Source organism: Mangrovicoccus algicola (assembly GCF_014903745.1).
GTDB lineage: Bacteria > Pseudomonadota > Alphaproteobacteria > Rhodobacterales > Rhodobacteraceae > Mangrovicoccus > Mangrovicoccus algicola.
The window spans coordinates 13,840-34,443 of the sequence record NZ_JACVXA010000011.1; the positions used below are offsets into that span (position 1 = coordinate 13,840).

The 20,604-nt window shown below is 67.3% G+C and carries 21 protein-coding genes; 9 read left to right on the top strand and 12 right to left on the bottom strand.

Going from position 1 to position 20,604, the window contains the following annotated elements:
- Nucleotides 1–29: 29 nt before the first annotated feature.
- The 9 genes from ICN82_RS05495 to ICN82_RS05535 all read right to left on the bottom strand — a co-directional run bounded on the left by ICN82_RS05495 (nucleotide 30) and on the right by ICN82_RS05535 (nucleotide 7,268).
- A complete protein-coding gene (locus tag ICN82_RS05495; protein ID WP_193180547.1) occupies nucleotides 30–395 on the bottom strand; it encodes a hypothetical protein in 366 nt (121 codons plus the stop codon).
- 198 nt (nucleotides 396–593) lie between these two features.
- Nucleotides 594–1,598 (bottom strand): type I glyceraldehyde-3-phosphate dehydrogenase, encoded by a 1,005-nt coding sequence (gene gap, locus ICN82_RS05500; protein ID WP_193180555.1) that lies wholly within the window; start codon nucleotides 1,596–1,598, stop codon nucleotides 594–596.
- A gap of 266 nt (nucleotides 1,599–1,864) precedes the next feature.
- Complete coding sequence (gene grxD / locus ICN82_RS05505) at nucleotides 1,865–2,230, bottom strand: Grx4 family monothiol glutaredoxin (RefSeq protein ID WP_193180557.1); 366 nt, start codon at nucleotides 2,228–2,230, stop codon at nucleotides 1,865–1,867.
- 239 nt (nucleotides 2,231–2,469) lie between these two features.
- Nucleotides 2,470–2,712, bottom strand: a complete 243-nt coding sequence (locus ICN82_RS05510; protein ID WP_193180559.1) for a BolA/IbaG family iron-sulfur metabolism protein — start codon at nucleotides 2,710–2,712, stop codon at nucleotides 2,470–2,472.
- 139 nt (nucleotides 2,713–2,851) lie between these two features.
- A complete protein-coding gene (gene purL / locus ICN82_RS05515) occupies nucleotides 2,852–5,011 on the bottom strand; it encodes a phosphoribosylformylglycinamidine synthase subunit PurL (protein WP_193180561.1) in 2,160 nt (719 codons plus the stop codon).
- A gap of 116 nt (nucleotides 5,012–5,127) precedes the next feature.
- Nucleotides 5,128–5,598, bottom strand: coding sequence for a host attachment family protein (locus ICN82_RS05520; RefSeq protein WP_193180570.1), 471 nt, complete (start codon nucleotides 5,596–5,598; stop codon nucleotides 5,128–5,130).
- Nucleotides 5,574–5,963, bottom strand: a complete 390-nt coding sequence (locus tag ICN82_RS05525) for a DUF4112 domain-containing protein (protein WP_193180572.1) — start codon at nucleotides 5,961–5,963, stop codon at nucleotides 5,574–5,576. The genes ICN82_RS05520 and ICN82_RS05525 overlap by 25 nt, the downstream gene beginning before the upstream one ends.
- The gene (locus ICN82_RS05530) at nucleotides 5,950–6,108 is read right to left on the bottom strand and encodes a YqaE/Pmp3 family membrane protein (protein ID WP_193180573.1); all 159 of its coding nucleotides are present in this window, start codon (nucleotides 6,106–6,108) and stop codon (nucleotides 5,950–5,952) included. Before ICN82_RS05530 ends, ICN82_RS05525 begins: the two co-directional genes overlap by 14 nt.
- A gap of 248 nt (nucleotides 6,109–6,356) precedes the next feature.
- Complete coding sequence (locus tag ICN82_RS05535) at nucleotides 6,357–7,268, bottom strand: LysR family transcriptional regulator (protein ID WP_193180574.1); 912 nt, start codon at nucleotides 7,266–7,268, stop codon at nucleotides 6,357–6,359.
- Between the two features lie 148 nt (nucleotides 7,269–7,416).
- Here ICN82_RS05535 and ICN82_RS05540 point away from each other — a divergent pair, with 148 nt between their 5' ends.
- The 5 genes from ICN82_RS05540 to ICN82_RS05560 all read left to right on the top strand — a co-directional run bounded on the left by ICN82_RS05540 (nucleotide 7,417) and on the right by ICN82_RS05560 (nucleotide 11,636).
- A complete protein-coding gene (locus ICN82_RS05540; protein ID WP_193180575.1) occupies nucleotides 7,417–8,319 on the top strand; it encodes a lysophospholipid acyltransferase family protein in 903 nt (300 codons plus the stop codon).
- Nucleotides 8,319–9,140: a glutamate racemase gene (locus ICN82_RS05545; RefSeq protein WP_193180576.1), complete on the top strand. Its 822-nt coding sequence runs from the start codon at nucleotides 8,319–8,321 to the stop codon at nucleotides 9,138–9,140. Before ICN82_RS05540 ends, ICN82_RS05545 begins: the two co-directional genes overlap by 1 nt.
- Nucleotides 9,141–9,164: 24 nt before the next feature.
- A complete protein-coding gene (gene argC, locus ICN82_RS05550) occupies nucleotides 9,165–10,190 on the top strand; it encodes an N-acetyl-gamma-glutamyl-phosphate reductase (protein ID WP_193180577.1) in 1,026 nt (341 codons plus the stop codon).
- Nucleotides 10,191–10,197: 7 nt separating this feature from the next.
- Nucleotides 10,198–10,641: a cytochrome c maturation protein CcmE gene (gene ccmE / locus ICN82_RS05555; RefSeq protein WP_193180578.1), complete on the top strand. Its 444-nt coding sequence runs from the start codon at nucleotides 10,198–10,200 to the stop codon at nucleotides 10,639–10,641.
- A gap of 86 nt (nucleotides 10,642–10,727) precedes the next feature.
- A complete protein-coding gene (locus ICN82_RS05560) occupies nucleotides 10,728–11,636 on the top strand; it encodes a lysophospholipid acyltransferase family protein (RefSeq protein WP_193180580.1) in 909 nt (302 codons plus the stop codon).
- 3 nt (nucleotides 11,637–11,639) lie between these two features.
- Here the strand turns inward: ICN82_RS05560 and ICN82_RS05565 are convergent, their stop codons facing one another.
- Nucleotides 11,640–12,308 (bottom strand): DUF1223 domain-containing protein, encoded by a 669-nt coding sequence (locus tag ICN82_RS05565; RefSeq protein ID WP_193180582.1) that lies wholly within the window; start codon nucleotides 12,306–12,308, stop codon nucleotides 11,640–11,642.
- 239 nt (nucleotides 12,309–12,547) lie between these two features.
- On the opposite strand from ICN82_RS05565, the gene acnA reads away from it, so the two are divergent.
- The 4 genes from acnA to ribD all read left to right on the top strand — a co-directional run bounded on the left by acnA (nucleotide 12,548) and on the right by ribD (nucleotide 17,532).
- Nucleotides 12,548–15,295, top strand: coding sequence for an aconitate hydratase AcnA (gene acnA / locus ICN82_RS05570; protein ID WP_193180584.1), 2,748 nt, complete (start codon nucleotides 12,548–12,550; stop codon nucleotides 15,293–15,295).
- 119 nt (nucleotides 15,296–15,414) lie between these two features.
- Nucleotides 15,415–15,852, top strand: a complete 438-nt coding sequence (locus tag ICN82_RS05575; protein WP_193180586.1) for a hypothetical protein — start codon at nucleotides 15,415–15,417, stop codon at nucleotides 15,850–15,852.
- Between the two features lie 107 nt (nucleotides 15,853–15,959).
- Nucleotides 15,960–16,430 carry a transcriptional regulator NrdR gene (gene nrdR, locus ICN82_RS05580; protein ID WP_193180588.1) on the top strand — a complete coding sequence of 157 codons (471 nt, stop codon included), beginning with the start codon at nucleotides 15,960–15,962 and terminating at the stop codon, nucleotides 16,428–16,430.
- A gap of 4 nt (nucleotides 16,431–16,434) precedes the next feature.
- Complete coding sequence (ribD, locus tag ICN82_RS05585) at nucleotides 16,435–17,532, top strand: bifunctional diaminohydroxyphosphoribosylaminopyrimidine deaminase/5-amino-6-(5-phosphoribosylamino)uracil reductase RibD (RefSeq protein WP_330998965.1); 1,098 nt, start codon at nucleotides 16,435–16,437, stop codon at nucleotides 17,530–17,532.
- Between the two features lie 57 nt (nucleotides 17,533–17,589).
- Here the strand turns inward: ribD and ICN82_RS05590 are convergent, their stop codons facing one another.
- A complete protein-coding gene (locus ICN82_RS05590) occupies nucleotides 17,590–17,880 on the bottom strand; it encodes a DUF1330 domain-containing protein (protein WP_193180591.1) in 291 nt (96 codons plus the stop codon).
- Nucleotides 17,880–20,540 carry an alanine--tRNA ligase gene (gene alaS, locus ICN82_RS05595; protein ID WP_193180592.1) on the bottom strand — a complete coding sequence of 887 codons (2,661 nt, stop codon included), beginning with the start codon at nucleotides 20,538–20,540 and terminating at the stop codon, nucleotides 17,880–17,882. Before alaS ends, ICN82_RS05590 begins: the two co-directional genes overlap by 1 nt.
- Nucleotides 20,541–20,604 lie beyond the last annotated feature (64 nt).

Below are 20,604 nucleotides of genomic sequence, written 5' to 3' on the forward strand. Positions count from 1 at the left end.
CCGACCGGGGCGGTGCGGGGCGCTGCATCCTAGCTGTCGCGGGCCGCCATGGCGCGCAGCTCGTCGGAGGCGGCATCGCTGCGGGCTTCGGCGCTGTCGGCAGCGGTTTCGGCGATCTGCGCGGCGCCCTCTGCGGTGCTCTGCGCGGCTTCGGCGCGGTTCTCGCGGCTTGCCTGCACCGCCTCCGCGACCTGTTCGGCGCTGCCGGTGACGGCCTCGGTCGCATGTTGCAGGATCTCATGCTGGGATTGCACGACCGACCGCGTTGCCTCCTGTCCGCGCTCCTGCGCGTGGATGGCGGCCTCGGCGGCCTTGCGGCGGGCCTCGGCCTGCGCCTCGGCGACCGCGGTGATGGCGCGACCTGCGCCGACGGGAATTTCGCTGTGTTCGGACATCGTTTCCTCCTCCGGGGTGGGAAAGGCAGCACCGCCATGGGCTGCACGTTCCGGGGAGGAACGAGGAGAGAGGCCGCGTGTTCCGCCACGCGATGACGCCACGGCAACATTCCGCCCGGCGCCCGGCCCGCGACGGGAATGGCCCCGGCTCGGGGGCCGGGGCGGGACGGCGCGCGGGACCGGCGCCGGGGCGGCAGGTCAGTGCAGCAAGCGCCCCATCGCCGCGGCGGTATCGGCCATGCGGCAGGAGAAGCCCCATTCATTGTCATACCAGGCCAGCACGCGCACCGTGCGCCCGCCGACGACCTTGGTCTGTTCGGGGGCGAAGATCGAGGATTGCGTCGTGTGGTTGAAGTCGATGGAGACCTTTGGTTCGGGATCATAGCCCAGCACGGCGCGCATATGGCCTTCGGCCGCCTCGCGCACCACCTCGTTGACATCGGCGACGGTGACGTCGCGCCCGGCCTCGAAGGTCAGGTCCACACAGGAGACATTCGGCGTGGGCACGCGGATCGACGATCCGTCCAGCCGGCCCTCCAGTTCCGGCAGGACCTCCTTCAGCGCCCTTGCCGCGCCGGTGGAGGTGGGGATAATCGCCATCGCCGCGGCACGGGCGCGGTAGAGGTCGCTGTGGCGGCGGTCCAGCGTCGGCTGGTCGCCGGTATAGGAATGGATCGTGGTCATGATCCCGCGCTCGATGCCGATGGCGTCATTCAGCACCTTGGCCAGCGGCGCGAGGCAGTTCGTTGTGCAGGAGCCGTTGGAGACCAGCGTGTCCGTGTCCAGCAGGCTGCGATGGTTGACGCCGTAGACGATGGTCTTGTGCACGTTCTTCGCGGGGGCGGAGAACAGCACCTTGCGCGCCCCGCGATCCAGGTGGACGGCGCCCTTGTCTCCGTCATTGAACTTGCCGGTGCATTCCAGCACGACATCCACCCCGCTCCAGTCCAGCTCGCGCGGCTCGTAGGTGGAGAAGACGCGGATCGGGCCGCGGCCCATGTCCAGCATGTCGCCCTCCACCTTCACCGTGCCGCCGAAGCGTCCATGGATGGAATCGTATTTCAGAAGATGCGCATTGGTCTCGATCGGGCCCGTGGCGTTGATCTTGACCACCTCGACATCGTTGCGGCCGCTTTCGGCGATATGGGCGAGCGTGCAGCGGCCGATGCGGCCGAAACCGTTGATGCCGATGGTGATCGTCATGGGACAGGCTCCTGAACAGGGCTGCAGGGCGGTCGGGGACACGCCGAGCCGGTGGCGAACTGGCCTCGGTATACCCGTGCGTACAGCGCCGAAAAAGCCAAAAAGACAATCAACAGAATGTGTTAGCGGTAAAGGTGGGGTGTTAGCGCGACCGGTTGCGGTAACTGTTCTGCGCCGCGGCGACACAAGCGGGAAAAACAGGCCAGGCGCGCGAATCCGCTAGCGGTAGCGGGCGGCCGGGACGCGCAGGCGCCCCGGCTGCGGGATCAGGCATTGGCCTGGCGGATCTTCTCGGCGGCATCCTTGGAGAAGGCGACGCCTTCCTTTTCGAACAGCGCGTCGAGTTCGCCCGACAGCGTCATCTCGGTGATGATGTCGCAGCCGCCGACGAATTCGCCCTTGACGTAAAGCTGCGGGATGGTCGGCCAGTCGGAGAAATCCTTGATCCCCTGGCGGATCCCGTCATCGGCCAGGACATTCACGTCGGCGAAGTCCACGCCCATGAAGTTCAGCACGCCCGCCACGCGGCTGGAGAAGCCGCATTGCGGCATCATCTTGGTGCCCTTCATGAACAGGACCACGTCATTGGAGGTCACGGTGTCCCTGATCTGCTCTTCCACGGTGGTGGTCATGCGTTGTCTCCTTGGTCTGTGGGCGGCGCGGCCCGCCTCGGGCGGAAACCGCCATGGCAGGTGCTCTGTGCGCCGATCTGGTCGTTGCGTCTCAGAAGCGCCCGGTACCCGCGGATATCGGTCGCCTCAAGTCCCAGCTCGGGATCCCCCTCCATCCCGTCCGCGCCGGATCCAGGCTTCCGCGAAAGCGGCCAGCACCAGCAGCGCGGCAAGCAGGACGGGGATCCAGAGCGTTGCGCTCACTCCGGCGCCTTGGTGGTCAGCGCCAGCGCGTGCAATTCGCCCGCCTTGCCGTCCATCCGGCCCTTCAGCGCGGCATAGACGGCGCGCTGCTGCTGCACGCGGTTGAGGCCGCGGAAGCTTTCGTCGATGACCTCCGCGGCATAATGGTTGCCGTCCCCGGCCATGTCGGTGATCTGGATCTGTGCCTGCGGGAAGGTCTCGCGCAGCAGGGTCTCGATTTCCTCGGCTTGCATCGGCATGAGAGTGTCCTTTGTGTCTGTCGAAATCTAGGGCCGCCGCATCCGCCCCGCAAGGCGGAAACGCGCCGATCCCCCCATGCGCAGGGCGCACGGGGGGAGGCGGGGCAGTCCCGGAGGGCGGGGCGGTCCGCTGCGCGGATCAGCCCAGCGTGGCGGCGAAACTGTCGCGATAGAGCGCCAGGAGATCGGCCAGCGGCGCGGTGGCGCCGCCGAGGCTGACCGTGTCGCCGCCGAAGCGGCCGACCACGGTGGCCGGGATCCCCTTGCCGCCGGCCAGGACCAGCAGCTCCTCCGCCTCGTCGAAGCTGCAGGCCAGCAGGTAGCGCGCCTGGTCCTCGCCGAAGAGTTCCTCCGTCGTGGCGGGCTCGAGCGTCACGCCGGTCCCGGCGGCGGCGGCCATCTCGAAGGCGGCCAGCGCCAGGCCGCCATCGCCCAGATCGGTCGCGGCATTGACCAGCTTGCGGTTGTTGCGCAGGAACACGCCATGGCGGCGCTCGGCCTTCAGATCGACGGCGGGGGCATCGCCCTCGGCGCGGCCCAAGAGTTCCCAGATCAGCGCGGACTGGCCCAGATGGGTGCCCGGCGCGCCCAGCAGGACCGCCAGGTCGCCTTCCTCGGGGCGGCTGCCGATCAGGTTCTTCGCGTTCTTCAGCAGGCCAACCGCGCCGATCGTCGGCGTCGGCAGGATCGCCTTGCCGTCGGTCTCGTTGTAGAGCGAGACGTTGCCCGAGACGATCGGCATGTCGAGCGCCGCGCAGGCCTCGCCGATGCCTTTCAGCGCGCCGACGAACTGGCCCATGATCTCGGGCTTCTCGGGATTGCCGAAATTCAGGTTGTCGGTCGTGGCCAGCGGCTTGGCGCCCGCCGCGGTGAGGTTGCGATAGGCTTCGGCCACCGCCTGCTTGCCGCCCTCATAGGGGTTCGCCTGCACGTAGCGCGGCGTCACGTCGGAGGTGAAGACCAGCGCCTTCTTCGTGCCGTGGACGCGGATCGCGCCGCCGCCGAGGCCCGGACGGCGCACGGTATCGGCCATGACCATGTGGTCATACTGTTCGTAGACCCAGGATTTTGAGGCGTGGTTGGGCGACCCGACCAGCGCGCGCAGCCCCTCGATGGCGTCGATCTGGGGCAGCTCGCCGAGCGGCGCGGCGGGCGGGGTCTCCACCCAGGGGCGGTCGTATTCGGGCGCCTCGGAGGAGAGTTTCGACAGGGGAAGATCGGCCTTCACCGCGCCGCCATGAACGATGACGAACCGGTCCTCGGGGATGGTCTCGCCGACGATGGCGAAGTCCAGTTCCCACTTGTCGAACACCGCCTTGGCGACATCCTCCTTCTCGGGATTCAGCACCATCAGCATCCGCTCCTGGGATTCCGACAGCATCATCTCGTAGGCGGTCATGTGCTCCTCGCGAACCGGCACCTTGTCGAGGTCCAGCCGGATGCCCAGGCGGCCCTTGTCACCCATCTCCACGGCCGAGCAGGTCAGGCCTGCCGCGCCCATGTCCTGGATCGAGATGACCGCGCCGGTCTGCATCAGCTCCAGGCAGGCCTCCATCAGTCGTTTCTCGGTGAAGGGGTCGCCGACCTGCACGGTCGGGCGCTTCTCCTCGATCGTGTCGTCGAATTCCGCGCTGGCCATGGTGGCGCCGCCGACGCCGTCGCGGCCGGTCTTCGCGCCCAGATAGACGACCGGCATGCCCACGCCCGAGGCGGCGGAGTAGAAGATCTTGTCGGCATCGGCCAGCCCGGCCGCGAAGGCGTTGACCAGGCAGTTGCCGTTATAGGCCGGGTGGAACCGCACCTCGCCGCCGACGGTCGGCACGCCGAAGCAGTTGCCGTAGCCGCCCACGCCCTCGACCACGCCATGCACCAGCTGCCGGGTCTTGGGATGGCCCACCTCGCCGAAGCTGAGCGCGTTCATCGCCGCGACCGGGCGCGCGCCCATGGTGAAGACGTCGCGCAGGATGCCGCCGACACCGGTCGCCGCGCCCTGGTAGGGTTCGATATAGGAGGGGTGGTTGTGGCTCTCCATCTTGAAGACCACGGCCTGTCCGTCGCCGATATCGACCACGCCCGCATTCTCGCCGGGACCGCAGATCACCTGCTCGCCGGTGGTGGGCAGGGTGCGCAGCCACTTCTTCGACGATTTGTAGGAGCAGTGCTCGTTCCACATGGCCGAGAAGATGCCGAGTTCGGTGAAGCTGGGCACGCGTCCGATGATCTCCACCAGACGGTCGTACTCGTCGGGCTTCAGCCCGTGGGCGGCGATCAGGTCAGGGGTGATCTCTGGCTCGTTCATGGGGTCCGTCCGTTCCTGGGTTTGGCGCACCTCTAGCGGCAGGCGCGGCAAAGCGGAAGGCCGGTGGACCGCCCCGCCGCGAAAAAAGCGGCGGAACGGCAGGGCAGGGGTGGCGCTCAGGCGGCTTCGGCCATTTCCCGGGCCACGATCCGCTCGACCTCGTCGAGGGGGACATTGGTCACCACCTTGGGAATGTCGAGAACCAGCCGCGCCTGCACCTCGCCGTGAAGCTCCTTGCGCAGGGTGGACAGGACCGGTCGGCTGGCGAGGATGACGAGCGTGTCGAACCGGCCCGCATGGGCGGACTTGTAGAGCATGTCCGCCAGATCGGTTGCGAAGCGTTCCTTCTCCAGCTGGTGCCAGTCGGTTTCCTCCACCGAGGAGCGCTGGACCGAGGGGCCGTCGTTGAACCGCCCCGCGCGGTCGGTCTTCCAGTCGCCGGATGGCGGGTTCTCCTGCTCCTCCTTGGAGATCACCGCCAGGTTCATGTCGATCTCGTCGCCGACATTGCGCAGGAACAGCGCCTTCTCGCCATCCGCGATCAGCACCCAGGCGCCCTGTTTCAATCCCGAATTGCGTTCGGCCATCTCGTTTCCTCCTTCTTTTCATGCATGCGGGCCATTTCCCGCGACAGGAGCGCCACGTTCCGGCGGTTCGCCTTGAACGCCAGGTCGAAGACATCCCCCGCCAGCGGGACGGAGCCCAGCACCGTGTCGAGGCCGACATTCAGCCCCATCCGCGCCAGCACCCGCTTGCGCGCTCCGAGGCGGTGCGCCTCGTAGATCACGTAGAGCGACGGCAGGGCGGTGGCCGCGTCGCCGATCCCCGGGACCAGCAGCCCGATCAGGGAATCCCAGCCGAAGCGGATGCCGAAGAGGCTGAACCGCGCATCCATCAGCGCGGCGATCCGCTCGGCCCGGGCCAGCCGCCCTGCGCGCTCAGCGTCTTGCAATGATCCACACCGCGTGGACGATGCCGGGGATATAGCCCAGCAGGGTCAGCAGGATGTTGAGCCAGAAGGCTCCGCGCAGGCCGACCTGCAGCGCGACGCCCAGCGGCGGCAGCAGGATGGCGATGACGATCCGCAAGAAATCCATGAGTTTCCCACCTTTGGCTTATGTCTCGTGCTTCGGCAGGACAACGTGGCGGGGGCTGGGCGGTTCCGTGCCGCCTGCGCAGGACTGCCGGGAGGCGGGCAAAAAAAATGGCCGAGACGAAGCTCGGCCAAAGTCCAACAGGGAGGTAGAAGAAGGCCAAAACCTTCATCTGTCGCCGACATATGCGGCCCATCCCTGCCTTTCAAGGTGAAAATTTCCGCAGTTGCGAAATATCGGCGGATACGGGCCTATTCGCTCGCGCCTGCAGAAATCTGGGCATTGCGGCGATAGGTGGCGATCTCTTCCATCACGAAGTCGCGGAAGGCGGCGATGCGCTTGGACTGGCGCAGTTCCTCTGGATAGGCCAGATAGACGGGCACCTCGCCGCTGTCGACATCGGGCAGCACCCGCACCAGGCCGGGCACGTCATGGGCGACGTAATGGGGCAGCACGCCGATGCCCAGATGGTTCAGCACGCCCTGAAGGACGCCGAAGTAATTGTTCACCGTCAGCAGGGACGGCATGTCCTCGGCCATCAGCGCCTGCACCATCCGCAGCCCGGCCATCACCTGGAAGCTGGTGGCGTTCTGGCAGATCAGGCGGTGGCTGCGCATGTCGGCGCGGGTCACGGGGGTGCCGTATTCATCCAGGTACTGCTGGGTCGCGTAGAGCCGCATGTGCACCGCCATCAGGCGCTTGCGGATCAGGTCGGCCTGGGACGGTTCCTTCATGCGGATGGCGACATCGGCCTCGCGCATCGGCAGGTCCAGCACCCGTTCCTCCAGCATCAAGTCGATCTTGAGATCGGGATATTTCTTGTAGAGCGCGGGCAGGCGGGGCACCAGCCAGAGCGAGCCGAAGCCCGTGGTGGTGGTCACGCGCAGCTCGCCGAAGACCTCTTCCTCGCTGTCGCGGATCCGCGCGGCGGCGGCATCGAGCCGCTTGACCATCGCCGAGGTCGCATCGAACAGCAACTCGCCCTGCTCGGTCAGGATCAGCCCGCGGGCATGGCGGTGAAACAGCGTCGTGTTCAGCGACGTCTCCAGCGCCCGGATCTGGCGGGAGACCGCCGATTGCGACAGATGCAGGTGCTCGCCCGCGTGGGTGAGGCTCCCCGCATCCGCAACTGCGTGGAAAATCCGTAGCTTGTCCCAGTCCATGATCCTGCCCGTGTTGATCGTACCAAACCTGACATGGGCTGCCGAGGATTGCAATTATGAGAAATCAGCTTTGCGCCTGGACTATGGCCCCCTTGCCGCAGGAGGCGTCGCGCTGATATTCAGCCTGTCACCCAGACGAGGACAGCCCATGGGCCGCATCGGCCGAGACGACCAGCAGCACAGGCGCGAGATAGCGCGCGACATCAGCTATGCAAGCTCCGCAGGCAGCCGCGGCGGGCGGGCCGTGATCCGCGTGATGGAGAACGCCACGGGGCGGATCCGGCTGATCCGCCAGGCACGGGGATATGAACAGGATGTCGCGCAGGGGCGCGATTTCTGGGAGGTGATGGCCGAACGCTACGGGCTGTCGCTGCGCATCCTGTCGGGCAGCCTGTCGAACATCCCCGCGACCGGGCCGGTGGTGGTGATCGCCAACCATCCCTTCGGCATACTCGACGGCCTGATGATGGGGCTGATCCTGCGCCGGGCGCGCGGCGATTTCCGCATCCTCGCCAACCAGGTCTTCCGCCGCGCCGAGGACCTGGAGAAGGTGATCCTGCCGATCAGCTTCGATGACAGCCGCGAGGCGGTGCTGGCCAACCTGGAGACCCGGCGCGCGGCGCTGAGCTATCTTGCCGCGGGCGGCGCGATGGGAGTGTTCCCGGGGGGCACGGTCTCCACCTCGCTCACCCCGTTCGCGCAGCCCATGGACCCGGGCTGGCGCAGCTTCACCGCGCGCATGATCGCGAAATCCGGCGCAGCGGTGGTGCCGGTCTTCTTCGTCGGCCATAATTCGCGGTTCTTCCAGCTGGCCAGCCACCTGCACCAGACGCTGCGGCTGGGCCTCCTGATCAAGGAGTTCAAGGCGCGGGTGAACCGCCCCGTCGATGTGGTGATCGGCGCGCCGATCCCGCCCGAGGCGCTGGCGCCTTATCTCGGCGATGCGCGCGCGATGATGGACTTTCTGCGCGAAGCCACGTATCGCCTGTCTCCGACGCCCGTGAAATCCATGGGCTACGGGTTCGAATTCGAGGAAAAGCACCGGAACTGATGGCTGTCGGAATCTTCGACTCAGGCCTGGGCGGACTGACCGTCCTGGACGCGGTGTCCCGGCGCCTGCCGGATGTGCCCTTCGTCTATTACGGCGACAATGCCCACGCGCCCTACGGGGTGCGCACGGCCGATGACATCTACGACCTGACCACGCGGGCGGTGACGCGGCTGTGGGAGGCGGGCTGCGACCTGGTGATCCTGGCCTGCAACACCGCCTCGGCGGCGGCGCTGCGGCGGATGCAGGAAACCTGGATCCCGGCGGACAAGCGCGTCCTGGGCGTATTCGTGCCGCTGATCGAGGCGCTGACCGAGCGGCAATGGGGCGACAATTCCCCGCCGCGCGAGGTCGAGGTGAAGCATGTCGCGCTATTCGCCACGCCGGCCACCGTCTCGAGCCGCGCCTTCCAGCGCGAACTGGCCTTCCGCGCGATCGGCGTCGATGTCGAGGCCCAGCCCTGCGGCGGGCTGGTCGATGCGCTGGAGGCCGGCGACGAGATCCTGGCGGAGGCGCTGGTGCGGTCCCATGTCGAGGCGCTGAAGCGGCGGATGCCGCAGCCCGAGGCGGCGATTCTGGGCTGCACGCATTACCCGATCCTCGAACATGTCTTCCAGGAGGCGCTGGGGCCGGGGGTTCGGGTCTATTCCCAGGCCAACCTGGTGGCTGCCAGCCTGGAGGATTACCTGCGGCGGCATCCGGGGATGGAGGGGCCGGGCCGCGAGACGCGGTTCCTGACAACCGGCGATGCGCGCGCCGTGTCCGACAAGGCGACGCAGATCCTGCGACGACGCATCGCCTTCGAACATGTCGACCATATCTGACCTACTGATCCGCAAGGACCTGCCATGACCAAGAAAATCGCTGTCCTCGGCGCCTCGGGCTATACCGGGGCGGAACTTGTCCGGCTGATCGCCACCCATCCCTCCTTCGAGATCGCGGCGCTCAGCGCCGACCGCAAGGCGGGGCTGCCGATGGGCGAGGTCTTCCCGCATCTGCGCCATCTCGACCTGCCGGTGCTGCAGAAGATCGACGAGGTCGATTTCTCCGGGATCGACCTGGCCTTCTTCGCGCTGCCCCACGGGGTCGCCCACGGGCTGGTCCGGCAGATCCCCGACCATGTGAAGATCGTCGATCTTTCCGCCGATTTCCGCCTGCGCGACGCGCAGGAGTACCGCAAGTGGTACAAGCTCGACCATGGCGCGATGGATCTGCAGCCCGCCGTCGCCTACGGCCTGCCCGAGATCTACCGCGACCGGATCGCGGGGGCGCGGATCACCGCCAATACGGGCTGCTACGTGGCGACCTCGCTGCTGCCCTTGATCCCGCTGCTGCGGGCCGGGGCGGTGGGCGCGGAGGATATCGTGATCGACGCCAAGTCCGGGGCCTCCGGCGCGGGCCGCGGCCTGAACGAGCCGCTGCTCTTCTCCGAGGCCAATGAGGGGTTCAAATCCTACGGCGTCGCCGGGCATCGCCACATGGGCGAACTGGACCAGGAACTGAGCCTGGCCGCGGGCCGCCCGGTGCTGGCCGCCTTCACGCCGCATCTGGTACCGATGATCCGCGGCATGCAGGCGACGATCTACGCTGCGGGGGATGCGGCGGAAATCCAGGCGGTGCTGGAAAAACAGTATGCCGGCGAGCCCTTCGTCGATATCCTGCCGATGGGCGCCATTCCCCAGACCCAGCATGTCAAGGGATCGAACCTGTGCCGGATCGCGGTCCATGCCGACCGCCGCCCGGGCCGGGTCATCATCCTGTCGGTGCTGGACAACCTGATGAAGGGCGCCTCGGGGCAGGCGCTGCAATGCGCCAACATCATGCTGGGAGAGGCGGAGACCGCGGGGCTGAACCTGGCCCCGGTCTTCCCGTAAGAGGCCGATGAGGGGACTGAAGAAGAAACGCCGCATCCAGATCGTCCTGCTGGCCGTCATCCTGCTGGCAGTGTCCAGCGGGCTGATCGGCTATGCGATGCGCGACGGCATCAACTTCTTCCGTTCCCCCAGCCAGGTGATGGCCGAGCCCCCGCGCGAGGCCGAGGTGTTCCGCATCGGCGGCTTGGTCGAGGAAGGCAGCCTGGTGCGCGGCCAGGGGGAGACGATCACCTTCCGCGTGACCGATGGCGGCGCCTCGGTCGCGGTGGCCTATACCGGGGTGCTGCCCGATCTCTTCGACGAGGGTCAGGGGATGGTCGGCACCGGGCGCTATGTCGGCGGGGTCTTCCGCGCCACCGAGATCCTGGCCAAGCATGACGAGACCTACATGCCCAAGGAAGTCATCGACGCGCTGAAGGAACAGGGCGTCTACGAGGCGCCGGAAAGCTGATCGCGGCGGGCGCGCGATTGCCGCCCGGGGTGATCGCGGCTAAGACCGGGGCAAGGCGGCCGGACCGCCCGGACGGAGCAAGGACCATGGCGAAAAAGACGAAATCCGCGCGGCAGGCCGCCTGGGAAGCGGCGGCGATCCGGGCCTTGCTGAGCTGGCCTAAGGTCCTGCCTTTCGGGATGCGCCGCGCCGTGGTGGCCTGGCTGATGGCCTGGATCGTGGCGCCGGTGGCGGGCTATCGCGGGCGCATCCGCGCCAACCTGGCCCATGTGATGCCCGACCTGCCCGAGCCCGAGATCCGCCGCCTGATGCGCCGCGTGCCGGCCAATGTCGGGCGGATGCTGACCGAACTGGCCGCGGGCGAGGAATTCCTTGACCTGCTGCGCGACGAGCCGCTGACCGGTCCGGGGGTCGGTGCGCTGGACGAGGCGCGCGCGGCGGGCCGTCCGGTGATCGTCGTCTCGGGGCATTTCGGCAATTTCGATGCGATGCGCGGGGTGCTGGCGCTGCGCGGCCACCGGATCGGCGCGATCTACCGGCCGCTGAACGATGCCGCGCTGGATGCGGATTTCCTGGCCATGCTCACCGCCATCGCCGAGCCGGTCTTTCCGCGCGGCCGGGCCGGGCTGGCGCGGATGATCCGGTTTCTCAAGCAGGGCAATGCGGTGGCGATCCTGCCCGACCAATACGTCAATCGCGGCGAGGCGCTGACCTTCTTCGGCCAGCCTGCGCCCACGGCGCTGTCGGCGGCGGAGATGGCGCTGAAATACGATGCGCTCCTGGTGCCGGTCTATGGCATCCGGCGCGGCGATGGCGGATTCGACCTTGTCGTCGAGGCGCCGGTGCCCCATGGCGAGGCGCGTGCCATGAGCCAGGCGCTGAATGACAGCCTCGAGGCACGCATCCGCGACAACATGGACCAGTGGCTTTGGATTCACCGTCGCTGGAAACCTGCGCGCCAGGCGAAACGGGCGGCGCGCGCGGCGAAGGGCTGAGGCCTAGCGCGCGGTAGCGGCCGCGATCACCGGGCCCTGGCCGCGTTCCTGCAGCAGCACCGCGACCGGCTGGTCGCCGGTCACCGGCAGGTCGAATTCCTCGGGCGCCTCGCCGGACCAGTATTCGGCCAGGTGCAGGTCGGTGACGATATTGGTATAGGTGATCTTGCGCCCGGCATTCTCGCCCTTGCCGATCTTGACCGTCGCTTCGGGCTGGTAGCGCAGCAGGTACAGCTCGGAGGGGGGGACGGCATCCCCGGTGGGGGCGACGGTGACGCGCAGCATGTCGCCGTCGCGGGCCGCGTCGACGCGGGCGGCGGGGATCTGGGCGCGGATTTTCTGGATCATCGCCTCGATCTTCTCGGCCTTGTGGCCCACCACGGCCGACAGGCCCTGGACGATCATCTGCGGCGTATAGACCATGCGTTCGCCGAATCCCTGGGCATAGGTCTTCTGGCGATGTCCGTATTCGCGGCTGCCGAACGTGTCCGTCCAGCCGATGTAATCCCAGTAATCGACATGGAAGGAGAAGGCGAGCACGTCCTTCTCGGTGGCCAGCTGGCTCAGCAATTCGTCCGCGGGCGGGCAGGCGGAACAACCCTGCGAGGTATAGAGTTCCAGAACAACCACCGGGTCAGCCGCCGCAGGAAGTCCCAACAGGGTCAGGCTCATGCACGTCGCACCGAGGATATGTCGCATTTCAGTTCCGTTCTGCCGCCAGTCCGCGGAATGGATAGGCCATAGCCCCGCATGGCGCCAATCACCCTTTTGCGAGAGCATGGCAGGTGTTGCAGCGCAACAGTTGCCTTCCGCATACCGAGGTATACATAACCGATCAGCCTTCACTTGCCGCAAGCGGCGGTGGTGGTGCATACCGGTGGCATCGACCCACTCATCCGAGAGGCAGACCCATGACCATTCAAGTCGGCAACGACAGTTCCAAGACCCGCAGGACCCTGACGGTCGGAAATTCCAGCATCGCCTATTACTCGATCCCGGCGGCGCAGGAGGCCGGGCTGGGGGATTTCTCCAATCTTCCGGCGGCGCTGAAGGTGGTGCTGGAGAACATGCTGCGCTTCGAGGATGGCGGGCGGACGGTCTCGGTCGATGACATCCGCGCCTTTGCCGAATGGGGCGCCAAGGGCGGGCGCAACCCGCGCGAGATCGCCTATCGCCCGGCGCGCGTGCTGATGCAGGATTTCACCGGCGTTCCCGCCGTGGTCGACCTGGCGGCGATGCGCGACGGGATCGTGGCGCTTGGCGGCGACCCGGACAAGATCAACCCGCTGAACCCGGTGGACCTGGTGATCGACCATTCGGTGATGATCGACGAATTCGGCAATCCGCGGGCCTTCCAGATGAATGTGGACCGCGAATACGAACGCAACATGGAGCGCTATGTCTTCCTCAAATGGGGGCAGAAGGCGTTCAACAATTTCCGCGTGGTGCCGCCGGGCACCGGCATCTGCCACCAGGTGAACCTGGAATATCTCGCCCAGACCGTCTGGAGCGACGAGGACCAGAATGGCGAAACCGTTGCCTATCCCGACACGCTGGTGGGCACGGACAGCCACACGACCATGGTCAACGGCGCGGCCGTGCTGGGCTGGGGCGTGGGCGGCATCGAGGCCGAGGCCGCGATGCTGGGCCAGCCGATCTCCATGCTCATTCCCGAAGTCGTCGGGTTCAAGCTGACCGGCGAAATGGTCGAGGGCACGACCGGCACCGACCTGGTCCTGAAGGTCGTGGAGATGCTGCGCGCCCATGGCGTGGTGTCGAAATTCGTCGAGTTCTACGGCCCCGGGCTGGACAAGCTGCCGCTGGCACAGCGCGCCACGATCGCGAACATGGCGCCCGAATACGGGGCGACCTGCGGCTTCTTCCCGATCGATGACGAGACGCTGCGCTACATGCGCACCACCGGCCGGGACGAGGATCGCATCGCGCTGGTCGAAGCCTATGCCAAGGAAAACGGGTTCTGGCGCGGGCCGGATTACGACCCGGTCTATTCCTCCACGCTGGAACTGGACATGGCGACCATCGTTCCCGCGATTTCCGGCCCCAAGCGGCCGCAGGATTTCCTGCCGCTCGAAGGGGCGGGCTCGGCCTTCAAGAAGGTCGTGGCCGGGTTCCGCGGCATCGATGTCTCCGGCGCGGCGCAGGACATGGCGGCCGAGGGGGACACGGTCGTGGCCGAAAAGCCGTTGATCCGCACTGCGAAGGTGGATGGCGAGGAATACGAGCTGAAGGATGGGTCCGTGGTGATCGCCTCGATCACCTCCTGCACCAACACGTCGAACCCCTATGTCCTGATCGGGGCCGGTCTGGTCGCGCGCAAGGCGCGCGAGATGGGACTGAACCGCAAGCCGTGGGTCAAGACCTCGCTGGCGCCGGGCTCGCAGGTCGTGACCGAGTACCTAGAGGCGGCCGGGCTGCAGGAGGACCTGGACGCGGTGGGCTTCAACCTGGTGGGCTATGGCTGCACCACCTGCATCGGCAATTCGGGCCCGCTTCAGCCGCAGATTTCCAAATCGATCAACGACAATGACCTGATCGCGACGGCCGTGCTGTCGGGCAACCGCAATTTCGAGGGGCGGATCTCGCCGGATGTGCGGGCCAACTACCTGGCCTCGCCGCCGCTGGTCGTGGCCTATGCGCTGGCGGGGGACATGAATATCGACCTGGCCCGCGATCCGATCGCCGAGACCCCGGATGGCACGCCGGTCTACCTCAAGGATATCTGGCCCAGCGACGCGGAAATCGCGGAACTGGTGGACAAGGTGGTGACCCGCGAGGCCTTCCAGTCGAAATATTCGGATGTCTTCAAGGGCGACGAGAAATGGCAGGCGGTGGAAACCACCGACGCCAAGACCTATGACTGGCCGCCCAGCTCCACCTATATCCAGAACCCGCCCTATTTCCAGGGCATGACCATGGATACCGTTCCGATCGCGGATGTCGAAGGCGCCAAGATCCTGGCGGTACTGGGCGACATGATCACCACCGACCACATCTCGCCGGCGGGATCGTTCAAGGAATCCACGCCGGCCGGGAAATACCTGACCGAGCGCCAGGTCGCGCCGCGCGAATTCAACTCCTACGGCTCGCGCCGCGGCAATCACGAGGTGATGATGCGCGGCACCTTCGCCAATATCCGCATCAAGAACGAGATGCTGGAGGGGGTCGAGGGCGGCTATACCAAGGGGCCGGACGGCGAACAGACCTCGATCTTCGACGCGGCCATGGCCTATCAGGCGCAGGGCACGCCGCTGGTGATCTTCGGCGGCGAACAGTATGGCGCCGGCTCCTCCCGCGACTGGGCGGCGAAGGGGACGGCCCTGCTGGGCGTCAAGGCGGTCATCGCCGAAAGCTTCGAGCGGATCCACCGGTCGAACCTCGTCGGCATGGGCGTCATCCCCTTCGAGTTCACCAATGGCGACACCCGCAAGTCGCTGGGCCTGACGGGCGAGGAAACCGTGTCGATCAAGGGGCTGGTGGGCGTCAAGCCGCAGCAGGAAGTCCCCTGCGAGATCACCTTCGCGGATGGCACCACCAAGACCATCACGCTGAAATGCCGGATCGATACCGGCGTGGAGATCGAGTATATCGAGAATGGCGGCGTGCTGCATTACGTGCTGCGCAACCTGGCGCGCAGCTGATCGCGCCGATGCCGCCGACCGGAGGGCCCGCCCGCGCGCGGGCCTTTCCACGACACCATCCCGGGCTCCGCGTGCCATCCCGGCACCGGCCGGTCCGGGCCAGAAGAAGGACTTCGTCGATGCGCGCCGCCGCCCTTGCCGCCTCTCTTGCCATCCTGGCGCTATCCGCCTGCGACACGCCCAGCCCGGCGGCGGGGGGCTCCGTCTACAAGGCGATGAACGGCCGCCGCGTCGTGCCGCTGCGCGAACCCGCCGGGGCGTTCGAGGTGCTGGCCCTGCCCGGGGATGCCGGGCCGCAATTCTTCTGTGCCGCCGCCGATTACGCCTATACGATGCGCGGCGCGCGGCCGGTGGACCGGGTGGTCATCGTGCGCAGCGCGGGCGACAGCCTGACCCATCCGGGCACGCGCGGCGTCGCCTTCCGGATCATGTCGCGCGACGAGGCGCCGCCGCTGGACGGGGTCTACCTGAATCCGCGCAAGCAGGGCGAGGCTGCCACGATCGGACATGCCAGGCAGCTGTGCCGCCGCCCGGTCAGCTGGTTCGGCGATGACTGAGGCAATGGAACCATAAATCTTGGGGCTGCGTTTCGGGACTACCCAAGAGGTCGGGGCTTCCCTATAGTTGCGGTGGAAGATGAGCCGCAAAGACCGACGGAGGCCCCATGCGCTGCCCATTCTGCGGAAATGTCGACACCCAGGTGAAGGATTCCCGCCCGGCCGAGGACCATGTCGCGATCCGCAGGCGGCGGTTCTGCCCGGAATGCGGAGGGCGGTTCACCACTTACGAACGGGTGCAGCTGCGCGACCTCGTGGTGATCAAGTCGACCGGCCGGCGCGAGGATTTCGACCGCGACAAGCTGGAGCGCTCGATCCGCATCGCCTGCCAGAAACGCCCGATCGAGCCGGAGCGCATGGAAAAGATGATCTCCGGCATCGTCCGGCGGCTGGAAAGCCTCGGCGAGCAGGACATTCCCTCCAAGACCATCGGCGAGATCGTGATGGAGACCCTGGCCCGGATCGACACCGTCGCCTATGTCCGCTTTGCCAGCGTCTACAAGAACTTCCAGGCGGCCGACGATTTCGACAAGTTCGTCTCGGAATTGCGCCCCGGCGCCATGCCCCCCGAGGTCTGAGCCGGTGACGGACGACAGGCGCTTCATGGCGCTTGCCCTGTCGCTGGGGTCGCGGGATTTGGGCCATGTCTGGCCGCGTCCCGCGGTCGGCTGCGTGCTGGTGCGCGACGGGCGCATCCTCGGCCGCGGCTGGACCCGGGGGCAAGACGGCCCGCATGGCGAGGCGATGGCGCTGGCACAGGCGGGCGAGGCCGCGCGCGGCGCGACGGCCTATGTCACGCTGGAACCCTGCGCCCATTTCGGCCGCACGCCGCCCTGTTCGGCCGCGCTGGTGCGGGCGGGCGTGGCGCGGGTCGTGTCGGCGCTGGAGGATCCCGACCCCAGGGTGGCCGGGCGCGGACACGCCATCCTGCGCGAGGCGGGGATCGCGGTGGAGGCGGGGCTGATGGCCGCCGAGGCGCGGGAGACCCATGAAGGGTTCCTGCGGCGGATCCAGCAGGGGCGGCCGATGCTGACGCTGAAGCTGGCCACCAGCTTCGACGGGCGCATCGCCACGGCCTCCGGCGAAAGCCAGTGGATCACCGGACCTGCCGCGCGGCGCATCGTGCATCTTCAGCGCGCCACGCATGATGCCGTCCTGATCGGGGCCGGCACGGCGCGCGACGACGACCCGATGCTGACCGTGCGGGGACTAGGCATCGCCCGGCAGCCGGTGCGGGTGGTGCTGTCGCGCCGGCTGGACCTGCCGGACCAGGGGCTCCTGGCGCAAAGCGCGGACAAGGTGCCGCTATGGCTGGTGCACGGCGCGGATGTGCCGGCCCGTCGGCGTGCCGCCTGGACGCAGAAGGGCGCGGTGCTGGTGGAGGCCGCGACCGGGGCCGACGGCCAGATCGACCCTGCATCGGCGATGCGGGCCTTGGCGGCGGGCGGGCTGACCCGGATCTATTGCGAAGGCGGGGGAACGCTGGCGGCAACGCTGCTTCAGGCCGACCTCGTCGACCGGCTGATCGGCTTCACGGCCGGGCTGGCGCTGGGGGCGGAGGGACGGCCCGCGCTGGGGGCAATGGGCCTGTCGCGTCTTGCGGAGGCGCCGCGCTTTGAGCTGGTGCGCTCGCAGGCGGCCGGTCCCGATCTTCTGCATCTGTGGCGGCGCAGGAGCTGAGCCGCTCCGGCCGATTGGCATAGCAGGCCGGGCAGGGCGCCCGGCCGCGGCCGGTGATCAGTCCTCGATGATCTCCACGAAGACCATGTCGCGTTCCGCAGCGCCCTCGGCAAAGCTCAGCGCGTGCTGGTATTCGGGACTGTTATAGCAGGCCTCGGCCGCCTCGATGCTGTCGAAGCGCAGAACCACGTTGCGCGGCCGCTCATTGCCTTCCATCCACTTGTAGCGCGTTCCGCGCGCCAGGAATTTCGCGCCGTATTTCTCCAGCGCGGGACCGGCAAGCTTCACATACTTGCCGTATTCCTCTTCGTTGGTGACGTTGACATGGGTGATCCACAGCGCAGCCATCACAAATCCTCCAGCATGCGTTCGACAACAGCCAGCGCCTCGGGCGCCTTCGAGGCATCGGCGCCCCCGGCCTGGGCCATGTCGGGACGGCCGCCGCCGCCCTTGCCGCCCAGTTCCGCCGCCGCCGCCTTGACCAGATCCACCGCTGAGATGCGATCGGTCAGATCCCCGGTCACGCCCGCGGCCACCGCCGCCTTGCCGTCGGCATCGGCGATCAGGACCACGACGCCGGAACCCAGACGGTCCTTGTGCGCGTCGATCAGCGGCCGCAGATCCTTGCCCGACACGCCCGAAAGGCTCTGTCCGAGGAAGGTGATGCCCTTGATGTCCCGGGTCTCGGGGCCAGAGGACCCGCCGCCGCCCATGGCCAGGTCGCGGCGCAGCTGCGCCACCTCGTTCTGCAGGGCGCGACGTTCCTCAAGCAGGGCCTGCACCCGTGCCGGCACGTCATCGGCCTGGGATTTCAGCAGTCCCGCGGCTTCGGACAGCGTCGTCGCCTGACCGGCGAGGTGGTCGAAGGCCGCCTGTCCGGTCAGCGCCTCGATCCGGCGGATGCCCGCCGAGGACGCGCTGTCGCCGAGCAGGACGAACATTCCGATCTCGCCCAGCCGCGCCACATGGGTGCCGCCGCAGAGTTCCAGGGAATAGACATCGCCCGACACGCCCTTGCCCGATCCCGCCTGCCGGCCCATCTGAACGACGCGCACCTCGTCGCCGTATTTCTCTCCGAAAAGCGCCTGCGCGCCCAGCTCGCGCGCCTCGTCCGGCGTCATGATGCGGGTTTCCACCTGGCTGTTCTGGCGAATCATCGCGTTCACGTCGGCCTCTATGCGCGTCATCTCCTCGGGCGTCACCGCCTTGGAATGGCTGAAATCGAAGCGCAGCCGGTCCTCGGCATTCAGCGAGCCGCGCTGTGCCACATGGCTGCCCAGCACCTCGCGCAGCGCCTCGTTCAGAAGGTGCGTGGCCGAGTGATTGGCGCGGATCGCCGCGCGGCGGGCATGATCGACGATCAGCTCGGCACCTTGGCCTGTGGAAATCGTGCCTTCGGTCACTTCGGCGAAATGGATGAAGACACCGGCGGATTTCTTCGTGTCCGTGACGGTCGCGGCGCCGGTTGCAGTCTGCAACCGCCCGGAATCGCCGACCTGTCCGCCGCTTTCGGCATAGAAGGGCGTCTGGTTGACCACGATCTGCACGGTCTCGCCCTTGGCGGCTTGGGGCGCGGTCTGCCCGTCCCGGACGATGGCCAGAAGCTGCCCCTCGGAATATTCGTCCTCGTAGCCGAGGAATTCGGTCGGACCGTGCTTCTCGGCGATGTCGAACCAGATCGCGGCATCCGCGGTCTCGCCCGAGCCAGCCCATGCGGCGCGGGCCTTGGCCTTCTGTTCGGCCATCGCGGCGTCGAAGCCGTCCGTGTCGACCGTGTGGCCCTTCTCGCGCAGCGCATCCTGGGTCAGGTCGAGCGGAAAGCCATAGGTGTCGTAAAGCTTGAACGCGGTCTCGCCGGGCAGTTCCGCCCCGTCGGGCAGGTCGACCAGCGCGTCATCGAGCAGCTTCAGCCCCCGGTCGAGCGTCTGGCGGAACCGGTTTTCCTCCAGCCGCAGCGTTTCCTCGATCATCGCCTGCGCCTGGCCGAGTTCCGGATAGGCCTGGCCCATCTGCTGGACCAGCGCCGGGACCAGCCGGTGCATCAGCGGATCCTGCGCGCCCAGCAGGTGCGCATGGCGCATCGCGCGGCGCATGATCCGCCGCAGGACGTAGCCGCGCCCGTCATTCGAGGGCGTCACCCCGTCGGCGATCAGGAAGGAGGTGGACCGCAGGTGATCGGCGATGACGCGGTGATGCACCTTGCCCGGCCCGTCCGGATCGGCGCTGGTCGCATTGGCCGAGGCCTCGATCAGCGCGCGCATCAGGTCGGTATCGTAATTGTCGTGCTTGCCCTGCAGCAGCGCGCCGATCCGCTCCAGCCCCATGCCGGTATCGATCGAGGGCTTGGGCAGGTTCTCGCGGCGCCCGTCCTCGAACTGCTCGTACTGCATGAAGACGAGGTTCCAGATCTCGATGAACCGGTCGCCATCCTCCTCGGGCGAACCGGGCGGGCCGCCCCAGACATGGTCGCCGTGGTCGTAGAAGATCTCGGTGCAGGGACCGCAGGGGCCGGTGGGGCCGGCCGACCAGAAATTGTCGTCCGTCGCGATGCGGATGATCCGGTCATCGGGCAGGCCCGCGACCTTCTTCCAGATCTGCACGGCCTCCTCGTCGGTATGGTAGACGGTGACCAGCAGGCGGCTCTTGTCGATGCCGAATTCGCGGGTCAGCAATTCCCAGGCGAAGGGGATCGCCTCTTCCTTGAAATAATCGCCGAAGGAGAAATTCCCCAGCATTTCAAAGAATGTATGGTGCCGCGCGGTGTAGCCGACATTGTCCAGGTCGTTATGCTTGCCGCCGGCGCGCACGCATTTCTGCGCGGTGGTGGCGCGGGTGTAGTCGCGGGTCTCGACGCCGGTGAAGACGTTCTTGAACTGCACCATCCCCGCCGCGGTGAACATCAGCGTCGGATCGTTGCGCGGGATCAGCGGCGAGCTGTCCACGATCGCGTGGCCATTGCGTCCGTAATAGTCGAGGAAGGTCGTGCGGATATCGTTCAGGCTTGCCATGGCTCAGCGTCTCTTGCCGGTTCGGTTCCCGCCTCTCTAGCCTTCCCCGGTCGGGGTGTCCACA